Here is a 16,720-nt window from a genome sequence, read left to right as displayed (position 1 = left end):
GATTAAATATTTAAAACATCCTTCATGGTATAAATGCCTTTTTTGCCGGCTAAAAATTCTGCGGCAAGCACTGCACCGGTAGCAAAGCCGGTACGGTTGTGGGCGGTATGAATGATCTCGATATCATCAATGGCAGAACTGTACCGGATGGAATGTGTACCCGGTGCAGGGTCAATACGTTTGCTGACAATGCTCAATTCTTCTGCAGCAGTTGGGATATCATTCACCCATTTTCTTTTACGCGGAATATATTCCATTACCTGCTCTGCCAATGTAATGGCCGTACCACTGGGTGCATCTTTTTTTTGTGTGTGATGGATCTCTTCCATCGTAACGGCATAATCCGTTTGCCCATTCATCAGCTGCGCCAGTTTTTTGTTCAGCTCAAAAAATATATTCACGCCTACGCTGAAATTGCTGGCGTAGATCAATGCGCCATTCAATGATTCGCATTTGTTTTTAATAAATTGCCATTGCTCCAGCCAGCCGGTGCTGCCGCTTACCACGGGTATACCGGCATCCAGGCATTTTGAAATATTCTCTACTGCGCTGTGCGGACCTGTAAATTCAATGGCCACATCGCATTGCAGCAGGTTTTCTTTGGTAAAACTTTCAATATTGTTGATATCGATCTTTAAAGGAACTGTATGATTTCTTTCCAGGGCAATGGCTTCAATGGCTTTGCCCATTTTGCCATAACCGATCAGTGCGATTTTCATTTTCTGTAAAAATATTTTATGTAGGTATGAAGATAATTATTTTGCATGAGTCCGGCCGATATTCAATACCAGGCTGATGCCGTTGGTATTTGCAAGAGGACTATATCCCGGCTTCAGTTGCAGGCTCAGGTTATCGCTTACATCAAAGGTTTTAAGATGAGCATCCACGGCGGCATCCACCACATTCAGCCCCCAGAACACCAGGAAGAAAAGCACGGAGTAATCCACGTTCTGCCTTACCTGGTTGCGGAAAGTTTTTATACGTTCCGGTTGACTTAATACACTGTGATAAGGTTCGGGTATCTCGTTATCATTGGCAGTATTGCCATCAATGGCATTCTTATAAGCCGCATTGGCTTCTTTAAACTGTTTGATGTTATGAAAGAATATATATCCTGTTGTTCCTAAAGCACCATATACAATGGGGATCTTCCAGTATTTTTTATTGGTGGCCTGTCCCCAGCCCGGTATTATTGCCGAACGCAGGATGGCTACATTGGGATTGTAAGGTTTGGAAGTATCGATGGAAAAAATACGGGTCCTTTCTTTTTTAGGGGCGGTCTTCTCCACTATTTTTTTTGAGGTACTATCTTTTTTTTGTGCAAACATTGCTGTTGGTACAAATAAAAAAATAAAAATTATGGATCTGAGAAAAGCCATTTAATAAAGAGGTTTTTAAAGCCCGGGCATTAACTCACCGTAATTTTTAATTTATCGAGCAATGCATTCAATTCTTCCAGGGAGTAATACTCGAACAATACCGAACCATAACCTTTTTTATTATGGGTAAGTTTTACCTTGGTATTGAAACTGGATGCTAAATTATCTTCTATCTTTTTAAAGGCGGGCGGTAATTCTGCTTTTACCGCAACTTTAACAGCGTTATGCGGCGTGTAGATCTGCCTTACCAGGTCTTCCGTTTGCCTTACCGACAAACTGCGTTTTTTAATTTCATTAAAAACATACAGTTGTTTATCCACCACATCTACATTGATCAATGCTCTTGCATGCCCCATAGTGATGGAACCATTGCGTACTGCCACCTGTATATCCGGCGGTAATTTTAATAGACGGATATAATTGGTAACCGTGCTCCTGTCTTTGCCCATACGTTCTGCCACCTGTTCCTGTGTGTAATCCAGTTCATCCATCAGGCGTTTATAGCTCAATGCAATTTCTATAGCATTCAGGTTTTCCCTTTGCAGGTTTTCCAGTAATGCTAATTCCAGCAACTGCACATCATTGGCCTGGCGTACATATACCGGCACATCTTTTAAGCCTGCGATCTTTGCTGCACGGAACCTTCTTTCACCTGCTATTAAACGGTATTTACCACCGGGCAATTTGCTTACGGTAAGCGGCTGAATAATGTCATGTAGTTTTAAAGAGGCCGCCAGTTCGCTCAGTGCTACTTCATCAAAATCCCTGCGGGGCTGTTTGGGGTTCACCTCTATCTGGTCCAAAGCAATGCGCAGCGAAGCAGTATTCTGCTCCACTACTTCCGACTTTAAACTGCCGGCAGTATTCTTCAGGTCCGAATCGATATTCTGCAATAAACTGCGGATACCTTTTCCTAATGCGTCTTTTTTATTGGGCTGGGTCATAATTACGCTGTATTATTTTTTGTTACGGGTTACGGGTTGGTTTTGTTTTTTGATCGTTTGCGAAGATAAACCAATCGCTAACGATCAAAAACCCGTAACCCGCAACAGCATCTTTATTCAAGAATGCGGTCTTCTTCCTTTATCTTGGTCAGGTTGTTCTTTTGTAAAATTTCTTTAGCAAGATTTAAATAGTTCACCGATCCTTTACTGTCGGCATCGTATAATATTACGGGCTTGCCAAAGCTGGGCGCTTCGCTTAAGCGGGTGTTGCGGTGTATGATGCTGCTGAAAACAATATCCTCAAAATGGCGGCGCACTTCGCTTACCACCTGGTTGCATAAACGCAGGCGACCATCGTACATCGTCATCAAAATGCCTTCTATTTTCAGGTCAGGGTTCAGCCTGTTCTGTACAATTTTAATAGTGTTCAGCAATTTGCCCAATCCTTCCAAAGCGAAAAATTCTGTTTGTACCGGCACCACCACGCTGTCGGCAGCAGTCAAAGCATTTACAGTTATCAAGCCTAAAGAAGGCGAGCAATCTATCACAATAAAATCATATTCATCTTTTACAGGGGCCAGGATATCTTTCAGTACACTTTCCCTGTTGGGATAGTTGATCATTTCAATTTCGGCACCCACCAGGTCAATATGCGAAGGCATCAGGTCCAGGTTGGGGATCTCGGATTTTAAGATCACGTCTTTGGCCTTGGCCTCATTTACCATGCAATCATACAGGCTCTGGGTAATATTGTGCAGGTCGAAGCCGGTACCGGTGGTACTGTTGGCCTGCGGATCGGCATCCACCAGCAGGGTCTTGAATTCCAGCACTGCCAGGCTGGCCGCCAGGTTAATCGCCGTGGTTGTTTTGCCCACCCCGCCTTTTTGATTTGCTACGCCTATTATTCTTGCCATGTTGCCCATGATCCGCCGGTGCGGAAAATTGATTTATGTTATTAAATTATAATTCTAAGTGCTGACTGCCCTGAACTTTGAACTTTAAACTCAAAACTGTTTTTCTCAGGTTGGCAAATTTAACTATTCGTCATAATATTGGGCAACAAAGATTCAACATCTTTGTTATAGTTATAAACAATATATAAAATACGATGATTACAATAGTTTCCGGAACCAACAGGCCGGGAAGCAACACCCTTAAAGTGGCGAAGGAATACCAGCGCATTCTGAAAGAAAAAGGAGTGGCAACGGGCTTGTTTTCGCTGGAAGGGGTGAACCTGATGCAACGTAATGCCGATTTTGAAAAGATAGAACAGGAGATCATCATACCCACCAACACCTTTATTTTTATAGTGCCGGAGTACAACGGCAGTTTTCCGGGGGCTTTAAAATTGCTTTTTGATACCAGCAGTTCCCACACCATCTGGTATCATAAACATGCGCTGATAACCGGCAATGCCACCGGCCGGGCCGGCAACCTGCGGGGCATGGACCACCTGGCCGATATCCTGAACTATTTAAAAATAACCGTGCATCCCAATAAATTGCCCATTTCAGCCGTAAATAAACTGATGGATGGAGAAGGGAAATTTACCGATGCCGGCACCCTGCATGCCATCGACAACCAGTTGAACGAGTTTTTGAACTGGAAATGCCGCTGATTTTAAATGAATTTAGCAAGCGGTTAAAATATTCGCTTTTTTGAATCGTCTATCTTCGTAATCATTTAGCAAAGCCAGCTTTGTTTCAGCATCAAATAATTAATTAGCACATGCGTACACCAACCGGCGTAGTCATCTTTATTTCCATCCTGCTTTTGCTGGATACCTATGTTTTCCAGGCCATCCGTTCCGTAAGCCAGGCATTATCACCCAGGGCAAGAACGATCGTATACAGCATTTATTGGGCCATCACAGTACTGGCCATTATCAGTTTTTTATTATTTGTATATACCGAACAGGATTTTTTAGGCAAAAAATTAAGAACTTATTTATTCGCCACTGTTATTGGTTTGTTCCTGGCAAAGATCACAGCAGGCGTTTTCTTTTTACTGGATGATATACGCCGCGGCATACAATGGGTGGTGATCAAATTATTTTCCAACAGCCGCACCGGCTCCGTGAACGACCTGGGCGAAGAAGGCATCAGCCGTTCGGCATTTTTGAACTGGCTGGGGCTGGCTGCAGGTACTACTTTGTTTGGTACTTTGATCTATGGCTACAGCAATAAATACAATTATCAAATAAAAAGATTACAACTTTCTTACGATAACCTGCCGGAAGCATTTAAAGGTTTAAAGATCGTTCACATCAGCGATATACACAGCGGCAGTTTTATGGATAAAAAAGCGGTGCAGCACGGTGTGGAAAAGATCATGAAAGAAAGACCCGATATCATTTTATTTACCGGCGACCTGGTGAATGACCGTGCGATAGAAATGAACGATTATAAAGATGTATTCAACCAGTTGAAAGCGCCGATGGGTGTATTCAGTACTTTGGGCAACCACGATTATGGCGATTATATTTTATGGCCCGATGATGATGATGCACACAAAGAAAAAGAAAGAGCAGCCGGTAAAAAACTACCTACACTATTACAGTTGCAGAACCTGGAAGACCTTAAAAAAGTACACGCCGGAATGGGCTGGCGTTTACTGATGAACGAACACGTGGCATTGGAACGCAATGGCCAGCAGATCGCTTTACTGGGTATTGAGAACTGGAGCAGCAAAGCACGTTTTCCCAAGCATGGCCGTATGGACCTGGCGCATGCCGGTACCGAAAAATATCCCTTTAAAATACTCATGAGCCATGATCCCAGCCATTGGGATGCTGAAGTAAAAACCCAGTACCCCGATGTAGACCTGATGCTGAGTGGCCACACCCACGGTATGCAGTTTGGCATCGATATACCGGGCCTTAAATGGAGCCCGGTGCAATACATGTACAAACAATGGGCGGGCCTGTACGAAGACGGCAAACAAAAACTGAATGTGAACCGTGGCTTTGGTTTTATCGGCTATCCCGGCAGGGTAGGTGTGCTGCCGGAGATCAGTGTGATAACATTGGGTTGATTTTTCTAAACAAATTTTAACTTTTATAGCAAGGTTTTATTTTTATCTTGATGAAAATAAAAACCTGCTATGAACCGCTGTATTGTTATTATAACTGCAATCATTCTTTATTCCTGCGCCGATAAGCCTGCTAACACTTTAAAAATATTCGAGGCTGCTGAAGAAAGCCTGCTGCAATCTGACTATGCTATATTCCAGGCAAATAATTCTATGTATGGAGCATTGGAGGAAAAACTATCAATGCCCGAAACCGCTGAAATGGCTTCAAAATGGGAACCCAAGGCAATACTCATCGGAGAAAGATCGACAGCAATGGTCCGGTATCTCGATTCATTGATTCCTGTGTTAAAAAAAGAAGCCGGCATCCAACTCGTAGAGATGAAAGAAGTGTATAAAGAAGATGACGTGGAGGCAGTAAGGAAATTATTCATTAATAAAAATGTTGGTAAAGAAATATACGAAAAGCTGAAAAAATATAAAATGGATATGCTTGCTGTAGATCCATATTTGAATAAGGAATTCGCAGAAAATTTAATAATAATTTCCAACGGTTTTGAAAACGTAAGTAAGGATGATTTTAATAAAACGTTTTTCGATGGTGTACCTGCAATTGCCGCAATTGTAATGCTAAGGAAATTTGAAAATAATGTGCGGGTTTTGGAAAATAAGTTTATTACTTATTGTTATAATCAAATTGGAACCTCGGGATGGCGCTTACATGTTTTTGCACCATTGGTTTCTCAAAATGGCAACCAATTTAAAAAAGGTGATAAAATAAAAATAGTTGCAGGGATAGGAGCCTACTATAGTAGTGCAAAGCCAACAATAAGTATAAATGGTAAAATTTTTAAAACGCTTGGAGGAGTTGCTGATTATGAAAGTAAAACGCCACTTAAAGCCGGCAGCTATTCAATTCCAGTGAAAATTGAATATTTCGAGCCAGGCGGAAGTAAAAAGTTTTTTGAGACGAAAGTAGAATATACAGTTGTCGAATAACTAAGCACAAACTTTAACTTTTACTACAGGCTTTTATTTTTATCTTAATAGAAATAAAACGCTATGAACCAGAGTTTTGTAATATTCGCTGTTGTCATTATTTTCTCTTCCTGTTCCAATCAAACCCGGGAGAATCTCAGTATTTACAGAACATCTGTTTATGGATTTGAACAATCTATAGCATTTGCAGCAAATTCAAATAAACAGGTACTAAACGCTTTAGAGGATAAATTGCATAATCCCAAGACTGCAGAATATGGTCTTGTATGGCAGCCTAAAGGAATACTTATCGCAGATATCAATGATAAGATGGTGGAGTATATAGAATCTCTTGCAAAGCAATTAAAAGAAAAAGCGGGTAATGAAACAAAGGATGGCAAAGAAATACTGAAAGAAAATGATAAAAATGCAGTATCGGATATATTTATCATAAAAGAAAAGGGTAAAGAATTGCAGGAAAAATTAAATAATTACAGGCAGAATATGCTTGCAGTAGATCCTGAATTTTTGCGTGCATTTGAAAAAGTGATATTTGATGTATCAGATAAATATTATGAAGGAGGGTTTACTGATATTTTTTTAAAGACGAGCCAGCCATTGCAGCACTCGCCGTGCTGAAGAACTTTGAAAGCAGGGTGAGAATTACAGAGAATAATTTTTTACAATTTTGTATCTACAAGGCAAGCCCATTAATTCTTACGGATGATCATATCTGGCCATTGGTGTCACAAAGCAGCAATAATGTAAAAGCCGGCGAAGCACTGGAAATTACTACAGCCGTAGGCATTATCTCCACGATAATGTCCCCTTCTGTAACAATTGAAGGGAAGGAACTGCACCCGGATCAAAATGGTGTAATGATCTACAAGTTTAATGTTTCCAAAAAACCAGGAAGATATACTTTGCCGGTATTGTTCAAATATGTTCAGGCAGATGGCACAAGAGCCAGTGCTACAAAAAGCATAACTTATAATGTAGAATGATTTGTTTTACACCAACCGTATACCCGTCTTCTCCAAAGCAATTTTTTGCTGCTTATACAAATTACCTAAAGTCATCTTAAAGGTTTTCTTACTCATGCCGAAAAAAGAATAGATATCTTCCGGATCGCTTTTATCGTAGTAGGGCAGGTAGCCATTATTCTCATTTAGTAAACGAAGTATTTTCTGTGCCTCATCTTCCACCCGTTGGTAACCGGATCTGCCGGCAGCCACATCAATCTTATTATCAGGATAGATCTTTTTAATAAAACCTTTGAATTGATCGCCTTCAGTAATGTCGCGGTAAATTTCGTTGTGGTGTAATACTCCGGTATGCATATTATTAATGATGACCACGTAACCGATATCGGTGCGGCGGTACACGGTCAATTGCACTTCATCCAGCACCTTAACAGTAAGATCATCATTGCTCAAAAAAGGTTCTATTTTCTCCGTGGCGGCAAGGCGGCCGGTTTGTTCATCCAGGTAAATTTTTACCAGGTATTCGCCGTTGGGTATCATGCCCCGCTGCTGCTTGCTTTTAGGTACAAAAAGATCCTTCATCAGGCCATTGTCTAAAAAAGCGCCCTGCGGCGTAACGCTGATACATTTGAGTTTTACAATATCTCCTAAAACGCCCTTGGGCTTTTGTGTAGTGGCGATCAGCCGGTCTTCGCCATCATGGTATAAAAAAACTTTTATGGCATCGCCGGTCTTTGCTCCCTCAGGCACAAAACGTTTGGGTAGCAAAATGCCTTCTGCACCATCATCCAGGTAAACGCCAAAAGCCACTTCCCGCAGCACATTCAATGTATTGTATTCTCCCACTTTAATCATGAGGGCAAAGTACACGAATTATTACGAATTAAGAAAGTTATGGGTTAAGAAAGTTACGGGTTACGGGTTAGTTGATCGTTTGCGGTTAATAAACTTCGCTAACGATCAAAAACTAAAACAACCCGTAACTCGCAACCCATAACCCGTAACCCGCAACCCCCATAACTCCTCTAACCCCAAAATGCACTATCTTCACCAAAATAAACAGCAACTTGAAGTTTACAGAATTTGGATTCGACGAAAGGTTAATGGAAGGAATTGATGCATCCGGCTATGAAAACGCCACTCCTGTACAGGAACAGGTAATTCCACTCGTTTTACAGGGAAAGGATATCATCGCATCGGCGCAAACCGGCACCGGCAAAACAGCCGCCTTTCTTTTACCCCTTATCAACAGGATCATTACAGACCCCTCTCAGGATCACAGTAATATTGCATTGGTGATTGTACCCACCCGTGAGCTGGCAATACAGATTGCGCAGCACATGGAAGGACTTTCCTACTTCACTTCCATCAGCTCTATAGCAGTGTACGGCGGTGGCAATGGTAACGCATTTGTGCAGGAAAAAAAAGCATTGAGCCATGGTGCTGATGTAGTGATCTGCACACCCGGTAAAATGATGGCGCATATAAAAATGGGCTATGTAAAACTGGATGGCCTTAAGTATTTGATACTCGACGAAGCTGATCGCATGCTGGACATGGGATTTTATGATGACATTATGTTCATCATTAACCACCTGCCCAAACAAAGACAGAATTTACTTTTTTCGGCCACCATGCCGCATAAGATAAGGGAAATGGCCAGGAAGATATTGCACCAGCCTGCAGAAATAAATATCTCCATCAGCAAACCCAACGAAAAAATTGTACAGGAAGCATTTGTTGTTTTTGAAGAACAGAAAATACCATTGATAAAATACCTGTTGAAGAAAAAAGATTTTACCATGGTACTGATCTTTTGCAGCAGCAAACAAAGCGTAAAGCAACTCACCCGTGAACTGAAGAGAGCAGGAGTGAAAGCCGACGAGATACACAGCGACCTAGAACAGGATAAACGGGAAGATGTATTGATGCAGTTCAGAAGCGGAAGACTACCGGTTTTGATTGCCACCGATATTTTAAGCCGCGGTATTGATATAGATAATATCGACCTGGTAATTAATTACGATGTGCCGCACGATGGTGAAGATTATGTGCACCGTATCGGCCGTACGGCGAGGGCCGCTGCCGAAGGAACTGCTTATACTTTTATTAGTCCTAAAGAGCAGCGAAAATTTCTTTCTATCGAAAGATTGCTGGGTAAACCGGTTGCCAAAGCTGCCGTACCCGAAGAGTTTGGTGCAGTGCCAACATACAATACACAACCGGCAAAGCAGGGTGGTGGCGGAGGAAGAAAATTTCATAAGCCCAGGCGCTTCAATAAAAATAATAGTCCAAAAAATAAATAATTACTATTGCCTGTGTACAACAGGCAATTTTTTTTATCAGATTTTAATCTCCTTCGTTGTTATATCATAAAAAACAGGAAAGGGGTATTGTATATTTGTATAAACATTCGGTATCAGTTTTTCATCCGACATATTAAGTAATCCCATCGAGTACATTCATGGCATCAGTGCACAGCGTGGCGATATGCTGCGTAAAGAACTGGAGATATTTACTTTTAATGATCTGCTGAATTATTTTCCGCTGCGCCATATTGATAAAACAAAAGTAGATAAGATCGCATCCCTCACTTATCAGATGGAGTATGCACAGGTGGCAGGAAAGATCACCGATATGGAATTGATCGGCGAAAAAAGAGGAAAGCGGTTAGTGGCGCACCTGCAGGATGACAGCGGGGAATCGATAGAGCTGGTATGGTTCCAGGGTATTAACTGGATACAGAAAGCAGTGAACATCGGGCAACAATACCTCGTGTTTGGCAAGCTGAGTTTTTTTATGAACCGGCCGCAGATCGCTCACCCCGAAATTGAAACTTTTACAGAACACAAAGCAGGCGGTAAAAGTTTTTTAGAACCGGTTTATCCCTCTACCGAAAAATTAAAAGCAAGGGGGCTTAACGGCAGGGCCATTGGTAAGTATACTTACGAAATGCTGCAACTGATCTCAGAAAAAGACCTGCCGGAAAATCTGCCCGCATCCATACTGCAGCAATATAAATTCATCAGCCGCTTTGATGCTTACCGGCATATTCATTTTCCTGCATCCGAAAAACATTATTTGCATGCAGTACGGCGTTTAAAATTTGAAGAATTATTTTTTGCACAGTTGCGCCTCGGTTTGATCAAGTCAGCAAGGCATCGTTTCAGCAAGGGCTTTACATTCGATAAAGTGGGCGACCTGTTCAATAGTTTTTATACACAATACCTGCCTTTTGAACTGACCGGTGCACAAAAACGGGTTTTAAAAGAGATCCGGAAAGATGCAGGCAGCGGCAGGCAGATAAACCGCCTCTTACAGGGGGATGTGGGCAGCGGTAAGACCATTGTGGCCCTGATGATGATGCTGATTGCAGCCGATAATGGTTTTCAAAGTGTAATGATGGCGCCGACAGAAATACTGGCGCAGCAGCATTACAACGGCATCACCGCGTTAATAAAAGATATGCCTGTTTGTGTAAAATTGCTCACAGGCTCATCTAAAACAAAGGAACGAAAAGAGATATTACAGTTATGCGAAGATGGAACACTGCATATACTCATCGGCACACATGCAGTGATAGAAGATAAAGTACAGTTTAAGAACCTTGGCTTTGCAGTAATAGACGAACAGCACAAATTTGGCGTGGCTCAGCGGGCGCAGTTGTGGAAGAAGAACAGTTTACCACCGCATGTACTGGTGATGACGGCAACACCCATACCACGCACACTGGCGCTTACCGCTTACGGCGATCTTGATTACAGTGTGATGGATGAGCTGCCGCCCGGAAGGCAACCGATCAATACGGTTCACCGATTTGAAAATAAAAGACCGGAGGTAATGGATTTTATAAAAGAGCAGATAGCCAACGGTCGGCAGGCTTTTGTGATCTATCCATTAATTGAAGAGAGCAGCAAACTGGATTATGAGAACCTGATGAAAGGATATGAAGAAGTGAAATCTTTTTTTCCTGAACCAAAATACTGGATCAGCATGGTGCATGGAAAAATGGATGCGGCACAGAAGGAAACCAACATGCAACGTTTTGTAAAAGCAGATACTCAGATAATGGTAAGCACCACCGTTATTGAAGTAGGAGTGAACGTACCCAATGCAACAGTAATGGTGATAGAGAGTGCAGAAAAATTTGGTTTATCACAACTGCACCAGTTAAGAGGCAGGGTGGGAAGAGGAGCAGAAAAAAGTTTTTGCATATTATTAACAGGCCCTAAAATATCGAATGATGCCCGTGAAAGGTTAAAGATAATGGTGGCAACAAACGATGGATTTAAGATAGCAGAAAAAGATCTGGAGTTGCGGGGACCCGGCGATATTGAAGGTACCAGGCAAAGCGGCCTGCTCAACTTCAGGCTCGCAAACATAGTGCAGGACAAGGTTATACTGGAAGCAGCAAAAGAAGCTGCAGAAAATATTTTAAATAATGACCCGGATATCAATATGGCAGAGAATTTGCCGGTTAAAAACTACCTGAACAGGCAAAAAGGCAAAACGGCCTGGAGTAAAATTTCGTAAATGTTTTTAACTGGTCCGTTTTGCATAAAAAAGCTGATGTTAACCAGAACAATTTGATTGACGGTGTCGTTATATTTCTGTACATTGTAAAAAAATAGAGTGACTGTTTTGAATAAGATAAACCGGCTTCTTTTAACGATCATTTCAACGGTTTTTGTTGCGCTTGCTGTTAATGCTCAAATGGAATTTGTTGAGAACAAAGGACAGTGGGATAATAAGATTAATTTCAGGGGCGACTTTACATCCGGATCCTTCTTTTTAGAGGGCAGGGGGTTTACTGTTGATATGCACAATCCCGATGATCTGCTCAAACTTTCAGTGTTGGAACATGGACAGCTTCCTTCAAATGGTCCCGGACCTTCCTCCACCAGTAAAGATGTTACCTATCCATCCGTTACAGTTCGTTCACACGCTTACAAAGTAAATTTTCTTGGCAGCACCAATAATATAGAAGTGGTGCCCGATAAACTGCAGGCAACCTACAATAATTATTTTATCGGGAATGATCAAAGTAAATGGGCCAGTAATTGCCATATTTACGAAGCAATAACCTATAAGAATGTTTATCCCAATATTGATGTTCGTTATTATACCGAGAACAATCAATTAAAATATGATTTTATTGTGCGTCCCGGCGGCAACCCCAATGCCATCGCTATGCGCTACGACGGCGTTACCAAACTGGAAGTAAAGAATAAAGAACTGGTGATCGGAACTTCTGTAGGCGATGTAAAAGAATTGTATCCTTACACTTACCAGTCAATAGAAGGTAAAAGGCAGAATGTGGAATGCAGGTACTCCGTATCGGATAACCTGGTACGTTTTAAAGTGCAGAATTATAATGCCAACGAAACACTGGTGATCGATCCTGCGCTCGTCTTTTCATCCTTTACAGGCAGTGCTGCAGATAACTGGGGTTATACTGCAACGCCGGGCCCAGATGGTAGTTTCTTTGCTGGCGGTATTGCATTTGGTACAGGATATCCAGTATCTCCCGGCGCTTATCAAACAGTATATGGCGGCGGTGTGGTGGAAGATAATATCAGTGCTTACGATATGGCCATCTTTAAATTTTCGGCCAACGGAAGCCAGCGTTTATATGCAACCTATATCGGCGGCGACCGTAACGAACAACCGCACAGTATGATGTGCGATGCACAGGGAAACCTGGTGGTAGCCGGAAGGTCAAGTTCCCATAATTTTCCTGGTACACCTACAAGGCCGGGATCTACAACAGACTATGATATTGTGTTGATCAAACTCAATGCAACGGGTACAGCAGCATTGGGCGCTGCAAGGATCGGTGGCTCAGCCAATGATGGTGTGAACATCCGTCCCAAATATGCTAATGACGGCCCTAACCCTACGGCTGATGCAACGCGGCGCAATTATGGCGATGATGCAAGAAGTGAAGTGATACTGGATGGAAGCAATAACGTATACCTGGCATCCAGCACACAATCCAACGACTTTCCTGTTACACCGGGTACACCAATACAAGCTACATTCGGAGGTGGAAGGCAGGATGGTGTGATCATTAAATTTACACCCAATCTTAATAGTGTATTGTTCAGCACATTTTTTGGAGGCAGTGGCGACGATGCCTGTTTTGTATTATCCATAAGCCCAACAACGGGTAATTTATATGTAGCAGGCGGAACCAACAGCAGCAACCTGCCCGGTAATAAGACCGGCGTAATGCAAGGCACTTACCAGGGCGGTGAATGTGATGGATTTATCACGCAACTGCTGACTGATGGCTCAGCGCTTATCAGGACCACTTACCAGGGTACACCGGGTAACGACCTGGTATATGGTATCCAGTTCGATAAGGCGGGTTCCCCTTATATAATGGGAACCACCACGGGTAACTGGCCTGTACAAAATGCTACATTCAGCAGTACCGGGGGAAAGCAGTTCATCAGCAAATTGCAACCGGATCTGTCATCGTATGTTTACTCAACTGTATTCGGCAGCAATGCATCGGTACCTAATTTATCACCGATAGCATTTTTAGTGGATCGTTGCCAGAACGTGTATGTATCAGGCTGGGGCGGTGGATTGAATTCGCAGCGGGGATACCCGAGTGCCGGTACGTTTAATATGCCCATCAAAAATCAACTAACCGATCCCGTTAGCGGACAGCCTATCACACAACCGGATGGACAGGACTTTTATTTCTTTGTACTGGAAAAAAATGCGCAGAGCCAGCTCTTCGGAACTTACTTCGGGCAGTTTGGCGGCCTCGGCGATCACGTAGATGGAGGTACCAGCCGTTTTGATGCCAATGGTATCATATACCAGGGCCTTTGTTCCTGCGGCGGTAATGGTGCCGGACCATTCCCAACTACTTCGGGTGTGTGGGCTATTAACAACCGCTCCAATAATTGTAATGAAGCTGCAGCCAAAATAGAAATGAATTTTTCGGGCGTAGGCGCCAGCGTAAAAGCTACGATAGGTGGTATAAAAGATACCATCGGTTGCGTGCCGCTTACCATTAAGTTTACCGATACACTGGCAAAAGGTAAAATGTATATCTGGGATTACGGCGATCCTTCAGCAACTAAAAAAGATACTACCTATGCGCCCAATAATTCCAGTTCACATACTTATAATAATGTGGGTACTTACCTGCTCACACTGGTATCGAATCGATTCTGCTACCTGTAATATTGCAGATACGGCATACATACATGTAAAAGTGGGCAACAACCAGGTAACGCCTGATTTCACTTTTACCAAACTGGATAGTTGTGCCAGCTTAAGGTTCCGTTTTGATAATCTTACAACAGCGCCTAATCCTGCATTTACCAATAAAACTTTTACATGGGATTTTGGTGATGGCTCTCCACGAATAAATACAGGTTTTGGTTCACAGATACATACTTTCCCATCAGTTGGGCAATACACCGTAACACTGTTGGTGGATGATACCACCTTCTGTAATTCGCCCGACTCCGTTTCAAAAGTAGTACGTATCAACCCGAATGTAAAAGCAATATTCACAACCAGTACCAGGGGATGTGTGGCATATACCCCCATATTTAAAAATGTTTCATTGGGTGGTACGGATTGGATATGGGAGTTTGGAGATAATACCACTTCCACTGATTTTGAACCGGTGCATACTTACACGCAAGTAGGCTCTTATAATGTAAGACTGATAGCAATAGATAACAGCACCTGTAATAAACGGGATACATCGGCCTATTTTACCATTACCGTGTACCCGATACCAACAGCAGGATTTACCTGGACACCCAATCCACCGGTGGAGAATACGCCTACCAATTTCACTAACATATCGGTGGGGGCTACACGATATTTGTGGGATTTCGGTGATGGGGAAAGTTCTACCGAAGTAAACCCTGTGCACCAGTATAATAAAACAGATACTTTCCACGTGGTATTGCAGGCATTTAATGATGCAGATTGCGTGGATACATTTACTGCAGAAGTGCCTATCATAATAAGGCCATTGCTGGATGTGCCCAATGCATTTACACCGGGCAGGTTTGCCAGCGGACATTATAACAACGGTATTGTAAAAGTGGAAGGATTTGGCGTGGAAAAAATGATGTGGAAGATTTACAACCGCTGGGGTCAGATGGTATTCTACACCAATAACATAAGGCAGGGCTGGGATGGAACTTACAAAGGTGCATTGCAGCCAATGGATGTTTACACCTATACATTGGATGTAGAGTTCTCGGATGGAAAGAAATTGCGGAGAACCGGCGACATAACATTACTCAGGTAATTTTAAAAAATATAGAGGAGATAAAATTTTGTTACAGAGAAACATGATATCAGGAACAGGTTCCGGGTGGTGGAGCAGGGAAAGTAATAAAGTATTACTGCTTGTTACAGCAGGTTTGTTAAGCTTTGCTACAGCAAGTGCACAGGATCTGCATTTTTCCCAATTCTTTAATTCTCCATTAACGACCAACCCGGCCAATACGGGCTTTATACCCGATGCAGACTACCGTATAGGAGCACTGTACCGTAACCAATGGAGTACGGTAATGACAGTGCCTTATAAAACCACCAGTCTTTATGGTGATGCACAGCTATTCAGGGATAAACTGGAGAATGGCTGGTTAGGTTTAGGCGGCGTAATACTAAGTGATGTGGCCGGCAGCGGTAGTTTAAGAAGTACCAAAGTATATGGCTCACTTGCTTACCACCAGCAATTGGGCAACAGCAGCCTGGTGAGTGCTGGTTTTAATGTGGGCTGGGCCAATAAGCGCATCGACCAGAGTAAATTAAAATTCCCCGACCAGTTTGATGGCAAATTCTTCGAGAATCCATTTACAGCAGTAACATTAACCAACACCAGTTCCAGCTATATGGATGTGCAGGCCGGTATGAATTACGCCTATTTTCCGCAAGAGAATGTTTATATCAATGCCGGTTATTCTATACATCACGTGAACAGGCCTAAAGAAACATTCTTCAGCGACAATACTAATGACGGAAGGATACCCATGCGGCATATCGCATTCCTCAATGCTATTTTAAAAGTAAACGAAAGGGTGATCATAAACCCTAATGCCTACTTTACCACGCAGGCAAAATCATCCGAACTGGTTTTCGGGCTCAATGGTAATTACAATTTGTCCGAGTATGGCGAAAAGCAATTGGTGGCCGGGTTGTATTATCGCCTCGGCGATGCCATTGCACCAATGGTGGGTTTTGAACTCAACAATATCAAGTTTACATTCAGCTACGATGTTACCATGTCATCACTCAACCAGTTCAACGGGTACCGCGGTGCAAGCGAATTCAGTATAGTAAAGAAAGGTTTTTATACACAGAAGGGCGACAGGCAAACAATGTGTCCCGTTTTCTATTGATACATCAACCTTACATA

General features: G+C 42.6%; 15 protein-coding genes. 10 read left to right on the top strand and 5 right to left on the bottom strand.

Annotated elements, in window-relative coordinates; translation table 11 throughout:
- Window positions 1-2: 2 nt before the first annotated feature.
- The 4 genes from dapB to QM738_RS15395 all read right to left on the bottom strand — a co-directional run bounded on the left by dapB (window position 3) and on the right by QM738_RS15395 (window position 3,237).
- Window positions 3-719, bottom strand: coding sequence for a 4-hydroxy-tetrahydrodipicolinate reductase (gene dapB / locus QM738_RS15410; protein ID WP_462277621.1), 717 nt, complete (start codon window positions 717-719; stop codon window positions 3-5).
- A 36-nt stretch (window positions 720-755) separates the two neighbouring features.
- On the bottom strand, window positions 756-1,379 hold the full coding sequence (locus QM738_RS15405) for a DUF5683 domain-containing protein (protein WP_462277620.1): 624 nt from the start codon (window positions 1,377-1,379) through the stop codon (window positions 756-758).
- Window positions 1,380-1,408: 29 nt separating this feature from the next.
- Window positions 1,409-2,323: a ParB/RepB/Spo0J family partition protein gene (locus QM738_RS15400; RefSeq protein WP_462277619.1), complete on the bottom strand. Its 915-nt coding sequence runs from the start codon at window positions 2,321-2,323 to the stop codon at window positions 1,409-1,411.
- Between the two features lie 113 nt (window positions 2,324-2,436).
- Window positions 2,437-3,237 (bottom strand): ParA family protein, encoded by an 801-nt coding sequence (locus tag QM738_RS15395; protein ID WP_462277618.1) that lies wholly within the window; start codon window positions 3,235-3,237, stop codon window positions 2,437-2,439.
- A gap of 194 nt (window positions 3,238-3,431) precedes the next feature.
- Between QM738_RS15395 and QM738_RS15390 the strand changes: the two genes are divergently transcribed.
- From QM738_RS15390 to QM738_RS15370, 5 genes are all read left to right on the top strand, one after another.
- The gene (locus QM738_RS15390) at window positions 3,432-3,941 is read left to right on the top strand and encodes an NADPH-dependent FMN reductase (RefSeq protein ID WP_462277617.1); all 510 of its coding nucleotides are present in this window, start codon (window positions 3,432-3,434) and stop codon (window positions 3,939-3,941) included.
- A gap of 110 nt (window positions 3,942-4,051) precedes the next feature.
- Window positions 4,052-5,356: a metallophosphoesterase gene (locus QM738_RS15385; protein WP_462277616.1), complete on the top strand. Its 1,305-nt coding sequence runs from the start codon at window positions 4,052-4,054 to the stop codon at window positions 5,354-5,356.
- A gap of 69 nt (window positions 5,357-5,425) precedes the next feature.
- Window positions 5,426-6,352 carry a hypothetical protein gene (locus QM738_RS15380; RefSeq protein ID WP_462277615.1) on the top strand — a complete coding sequence of 309 codons (927 nt, stop codon included), beginning with the start codon at window positions 5,426-5,428 and terminating at the stop codon, window positions 6,350-6,352.
- Window positions 6,353-6,415: 63 nt separating this feature from the next.
- Window positions 6,416-6,970 (top strand): hypothetical protein, encoded by a 555-nt coding sequence (locus tag QM738_RS15375; protein WP_462277614.1) that lies wholly within the window; start codon window positions 6,416-6,418, stop codon window positions 6,968-6,970.
- Window positions 6,964-7,335 (top strand): hypothetical protein, encoded by a 372-nt coding sequence (locus QM738_RS15370; RefSeq protein ID WP_462277613.1) that lies wholly within the window; start codon window positions 6,964-6,966, stop codon window positions 7,333-7,335. The genes QM738_RS15375 and QM738_RS15370 overlap by 7 nt, the downstream gene beginning before the upstream one ends.
- A 6-nt stretch (window positions 7,336-7,341) precedes the next feature.
- On the opposite strand, the gene QM738_RS15365 is transcribed toward QM738_RS15370, so the two are convergent.
- Window positions 7,342-8,169 (bottom strand): CvfB family protein, encoded by an 828-nt coding sequence (locus QM738_RS15365; protein WP_462277612.1) that lies wholly within the window; start codon window positions 8,167-8,169, stop codon window positions 7,342-7,344.
- A 212-nt stretch (window positions 8,170-8,381) separates the two neighbouring features.
- Between QM738_RS15365 and QM738_RS15360 the strand changes: the two genes are divergently transcribed.
- The 5 genes from QM738_RS15360 (at window position 8,382) to QM738_RS15340 (ending at window position 16,703) form a co-directional block, all read left to right on the top strand.
- Window positions 8,382-9,620, top strand: coding sequence for a DEAD/DEAH box helicase (locus QM738_RS15360; protein ID WP_462277611.1), 1,239 nt, complete (start codon window positions 8,382-8,384; stop codon window positions 9,618-9,620).
- 112 nt (window positions 9,621-9,732) lie between these two features.
- Window positions 9,733-11,847, top strand: a complete 2,115-nt coding sequence (recG, locus tag QM738_RS15355) for an ATP-dependent DNA helicase RecG (RefSeq protein WP_462278195.1) — start codon at window positions 9,733-9,735, stop codon at window positions 11,845-11,847.
- A gap of 108 nt (window positions 11,848-11,955) precedes the next feature.
- Window positions 11,956-14,517, top strand: a complete 2,562-nt coding sequence (locus QM738_RS15350; protein ID WP_462277610.1) for a DUF7948 domain-containing protein — start codon at window positions 11,956-11,958, stop codon at window positions 14,515-14,517.
- Window positions 14,465-15,607: a PKD domain-containing protein gene (locus QM738_RS15345; protein ID WP_462277609.1), complete on the top strand. Its 1,143-nt coding sequence runs from the start codon at window positions 14,465-14,467 to the stop codon at window positions 15,605-15,607. Before QM738_RS15350 ends, QM738_RS15345 begins: the two co-directional genes overlap by 53 nt.
- A gap of 43 nt (window positions 15,608-15,650) precedes the next feature.
- Window positions 15,651-16,703 (top strand): PorP/SprF family type IX secretion system membrane protein, encoded by a 1,053-nt coding sequence (locus QM738_RS15340; RefSeq protein ID WP_462277608.1) that lies wholly within the window; start codon window positions 15,651-15,653, stop codon window positions 16,701-16,703.
- The last annotated feature ends 17 nt before the right edge of the window (window positions 16,704-16,720 follow it).

This window comes from Ferruginibacter sp., assembly GCF_049840995.1.
Taxonomy (GTDB): domain Bacteria; phylum Bacteroidota; class Bacteroidia; order Chitinophagales; family Chitinophagaceae; genus Ferruginibacter.
This window is presented reverse-complemented; position numbering and strand designations above follow the sequence as displayed.